This window comes from Daeguia caeni, from assembly GCF_042653845.1.
Classification (GTDB): Bacteria; Pseudomonadota; Alphaproteobacteria; order Rhizobiales; family Rhizobiaceae; genus Brucella; species Brucella caeni.
Genome location: NZ_JBHSEL010000085.1, coordinates 1 through 4,588, shown reverse-complemented (window position 1 = coordinate 4,588; position 4,588 = coordinate 1). Strand labels below are relative to the sequence as shown.

Here is a 4,588-nt window from a genome sequence, read left to right as displayed (position 1 = left end):
GTCACAAGCTTGGATGCTCATCTCCTCAATCAGGCGAATGACGAGGCGTATCGCAAAAATGAAATGTTGAGTCGGGCTCTTAGATCGACGCCTTTATATGTATTTTTGTCAGATGATATTTTCCGACCAAAGTTTTATACTCTTCCCATGACAGCGACACAGATAAAGCATGCAAAATTTCGGATCGGGCAGGTGGTCAAACATCGAATCTTCCCCTTTCGCGGCGTAATTTTCGATGTAGTCCCGGAATTTGCCAATACGGAGGAATGGTATCAGGCCATTCCTGAAGAAACGCGTCCGCGTCGCGATCAGCCCTTTTATCACATTCTCGCCGAAAATTCGGAAAACGAATACATAGCCTATGTGTCCGAACAGAACCTGCTGCCGGATACGAGTGGCGAGCCGCTGCATCACCCACAGATTGCGCAAATGTTCAATCTGCTTGCAAACGGCACCTATCAGCCCAAGGCGCAAATCAAGCACTGAAACATACGGCAACTCTGCCGCATGAACACGTCATCTGCCTATCAGCCCTGCGTTCAGACCATATTGCGGCCATTGCCGTCACTGGCCATTGCCGGGCTGATGCGCACAAAAAAGGGGCGCTTGTTGCACCCCTTTTCATGAAACGTCCGAAAAGATCCGGTCAGGATTGCATGCCGGGCTTAATTCGCACCAGCCTTGGCTTTTTCCTGCTCTGCCTTCATCTTGGCTTCGAATTCCTTCTGGCGCTTCTGGACAGCTTCCTGAAGTTCCTTCTGGCGTTCTTCCAGCTCGGACTGCTTGAGGCCCGGGCCAGTCAGCGCAGCCGCAAAACCGGACAGCGATACCGGGATCGGATTTGGCTTGTTCTGATAGTTGACCGAAGTCAGCGTCATCTTGTTGCCCTTCTTCAGCGCATTGATGAGATCATCAGTCAATGGCGCTTCGGCAATGCAGCGGTCCGGAAAGCAGATGCCATATTCGAGCTTGAGCGGCTTGTTGTTGTCGATCTGCATGCCAACACCGGCAGGGATCAGACGGCCAATCGGCACGGTAACCTGGAAGATCTTTCGATTGATCTTGCCCTTGATCTCAATGAGGTTGACTGCCGTAAGCAGCTGACCAGTATCTGCGGTCACGATATTCTGCGTGTTGCAGATATCGTTGGCTTCCTGCTTCGAGCAGACCTTGAACCAGCCCTGTGGCGGCTGCTGCTGGGCGGATGCAGGCACAGCCATGGTCGCAAGCAGGCCTAGCGCGCCAGCAATGGCAGATGCGGCAGCAATTGTCTTCGTGCTGGACATGATCAACCGGTTCCTTTCAACGCTTTGATCTAAAATTTCCATATGCAGGCTTCAGTCAGCAATAGACTGTCACTGATGTGGAAATGCGGCAACAGCATGACTTCGGGATGTCCAATCCCAATTCGCGCTGGTGTTACAATGACTGACGCCATGAATCCAGATGGGTTTTAAGATATAGGCGTAAAATTACGCCATTTTTTTTGTTTTATTAATAACTGTCACGTAGCCGACACGTTTGTCTCCCTATAAAGGCCCGGCTTCGTGGTAACGTACGCCCCGAATCGCTACAACAGGTCATGCATTGACGCTTCTTGAGCTTTAGCAGTGGAACGATGACGTTGAACCGAATGACTGACAGGTTACGCAGCATTTCCCTCATGACCGCCCTGTCGGCTGTCATCTTCGCGCTATTGCTGTCGCCTGCCGCCCACGCCAGCCAGGATTATGCGTTGTCCATGCATGGCGATGTGGCACTGCCGGCCGATTTCTCCCATTTTCCCTATGCCAATCCCGATGCGCCCAAGGGCGGCACGCTTACGGTTGGCGTGGTTGGCACTTTCGACAGTCTCAATCCATTCATCCTGAAAAGCATGCGCACCACGGCGCGCGGGCTGTTCGGCGACACCGACTTCGGCAATCTCGTCTATGAAACGCTGATGCAGCGTTCACGTGACGAGCCATTCACACTCTATCCGCTGCTTGCCGAGAAAGTCGAAATTGCCCCCGACCGGTCATGGGTGGAATTCACACTCAACCCGAGTGCGCGATGGTCGGATGGCAAGCCGGTTACTGTTGATGATGTCATCTTTACCTATGACATCCTGACCGAAAAGGGTCGCCCGCCCTATAATAACCGCATGAGCCGCATCGAGAAAATCGAAAAGACCGGCGAGAACCGGATCCGCTTTGTCTTCAACGACAAGTCTGACCGCGAATTTCCGCTGCTTGTTGCCTCGACCATGCCGGTTCTGCCCAAACATGCCATTGATCCGGCCAAATTCGACAATTCCACACTGCAGCCGCCAGTTGGCAGCGGGCCCTATGTCGTTTCCGAAGTGCTGCCGGGCCAGCGCATCACCTACAGCTATAATCCGGACTATTGGGGCAAGAATCTGCCGGTTCGCCGCGGCTTCGACAATTTTGACCGCATCGTGATCGAATATTACCGCAATGAAACGGTGATGTTCGAATCCTTCAAGAAGGGCCTGCTCGACATTTTCATTGAAGCCAATCCGACGCGCTGGGAAAAATCCTATGACTTCCCGGCCGTCCAGCAGGGCAAGGTCATCAAGGATCATTTCAAAAAGGGCACACCGGCCAATATGTTTGGCTTTGTGTTCAATACGCGCCGCCCGGTCTTTGCCGACCGGCGCGTGCGTCAGGCCTTGAGTCTGTTGTTCGACTTTGAATGGGCCAACCGCAATCTGTTTGGCGGGCAATATCAGCGCACGGCCAGTTTCTGGCAGGGGTCAGAACTTTCATCGGTCGGCAAGCCGGCCGATCAGCGTGAGCGTGAATTACTCGGCCGCTTTCCGGATGCCGTTCGCCCGGACGTGCTGGAGGGAACATGGCACCCGCCCGTAACCGATGGCAGCGGCCATGACCGCGAACCGGCAAGACAGGCCTATGATCTTCTGACCAAGGCCGGCTACAGAATCGAAAATGGCAAGGCCATTGATCCAACGGGCAAACCATTGCGTTTTGAAATCATGACGCGCTCGGTGGATGAAGAAAAAATCGCCCTTGCTTACAAGCGCAATCTGGCGCGTCTCGGCATCGAGGTCGATATCCGCTCCGTCGATGATGCGCAATATCAGCAGCGCCTGCAGACCTTTGATTACGACATGGTGCTTGGCGCCTTGTCGAGCTCGCTTTCCCCCGGCAATGAACAATGGATGCGCTGGGGCTCAGCCTCACGCGACGCACAAGGCAGTTTCAATTATGCCGGCGTTGCCGATCCGGCTGTCGATGCGCTGATCGAGGCCATGCTTGCGGCCAGGGACCGTGCGGAATTTGTCAGCGCCGTGCGCGCGCTCGACCGCGTGCTGATTTCCGGCAACTATTATATTCCGCTTTATCATCTCCCCTATCAATGGGTCGCCCGCTGGGATAGAATAAAGCATCCGGAGAAGACGCCGCTGTTCGGCTATCAGATTCCAACCTGGTGGCGCGCAAAGGATTAACCCCGGACCAACTGCAGTCCCTGCAGGGACATCCCATCAATGTCGGAAGCTTGCTTCCGCTGCCACGGAGCCTGCCATGACACGTAAGAAGATAACCATCGACGTTGTATCGGATGTCGTCTGCCCATGGTGCTATGTTGGCCGGATGCAGCTTAAAAAAGCGCTTTCCTTCCTGTCTGACATTGAAGTCGATATTCGCTGGCGGCCATATCAGCTTGATCCGACCCTGCCGCCACAGGGCAAGGACCGCCAGACCTATCTGCGCGAGAAATTCGGTTCTGACGACAGGGTTGACGAGATCCACCGTCAATTGGCACAGATCGGCGAAAGCGTCGGCATTGATTTTGATTTCGAGGCGATTAGGTGTTCGCCCAACACATTTGATGCCCACCGGCTTGTTCACTGGGCGGCACAAGCCTCGTCTGACGCGCAGGACATGGTCGTCGGCACGCTGTTTTCATTCTATTTTGAACAGGGACTGGATATTGGCGATCATGAAGTGCTGGTGGACGCCGCCGCCAGCGCCGGAATGGAAGCACCCATCGTCGCCCGCCTTTTGCAGTCCGATGCCGATAAGGACACGATCCGCGCGGATATCGACACAGCCAATCGCATTGGCGTGCGCGGCGTGCCCTGTTTCATCCTTGACCAGAAATATGCCGTCATGGGCGCCCAACCTGCAGAGATCCTCGCCGACGCCATCCGCCAGACAGCAGAAGGTTTTGAACCCGGCAACGCAGCTGATCGCTAGGCTCAAGCCCATTCATTGGATCGAAGAATCTCTCCAGCTGTATGGGAAGAAAAGCCGGGTGTTTCACGCCTTTTCGGCGAACAGGCCAAGCAGATATGCCATTCTTGCCCAGCGAAGTGACAGACGGCGCCATGTCGAGCCGCTCGACCGGGAGCCTTATGCCTTGCGTCTGTCCTGCCTACCCATCATTGATGAATCTTCCAGTCCTGAACCCAAGCGCTCCCGGAGCCCATTACACGACAGACTGTGAAATACATCAGTCTATCCGATGCTTGTTATATCTATGAGCCCGACCTAAAATTAAGTTTAGCGATTTCAGTAGTTTATGATTCTCTATGTTTGCAAAAACTACGGAGGATCAGATGACA

General features: G+C 54.1%; 4 protein-coding genes. 3 read left to right on the top strand and 1 reads right to left on the bottom strand.

Annotated elements, in window-relative coordinates; genetic code table 11:
• Positions 1–147 precede the first annotated feature (147 nt).
• Complete coding sequence (gene hspQ / locus ACFO1V_RS09635) at positions 148–486, top strand: heat shock protein HspQ (protein WP_374834638.1); 339 nt, start codon at positions 148–150, stop codon at positions 484–486.
• Positions 487–665: 179 nt separating this feature from the next.
• Here the strand turns inward: hspQ and ACFO1V_RS09630 are convergent, their stop codons facing one another.
• On the bottom strand, positions 666–1,286 hold the full coding sequence (locus ACFO1V_RS09630; RefSeq protein WP_374834634.1) for an invasion associated locus B family protein: 621 nt from the start codon (positions 1,284–1,286) through the stop codon (positions 666–668).
• Positions 1,287–1,663: 377 nt separating this feature from the next.
• Here ACFO1V_RS09630 and ACFO1V_RS09625 point away from each other — a divergent pair, with 377 nt between their 5' ends.
• Positions 1,664–3,469, top strand: a complete 1,806-nt coding sequence (locus ACFO1V_RS09625; RefSeq protein ID WP_374834636.1) for an extracellular solute-binding protein — start codon at positions 1,664–1,666, stop codon at positions 3,467–3,469.
• 76 nt (positions 3,470–3,545) lie between these two features.
• Positions 3,546–4,220 carry a DsbA family oxidoreductase gene (locus ACFO1V_RS09620; protein WP_374834632.1) on the top strand — a complete coding sequence of 225 codons (675 nt, stop codon included), beginning with the start codon at positions 3,546–3,548 and terminating at the stop codon, positions 4,218–4,220.
• Positions 4,221–4,588 lie beyond the last annotated feature (368 nt).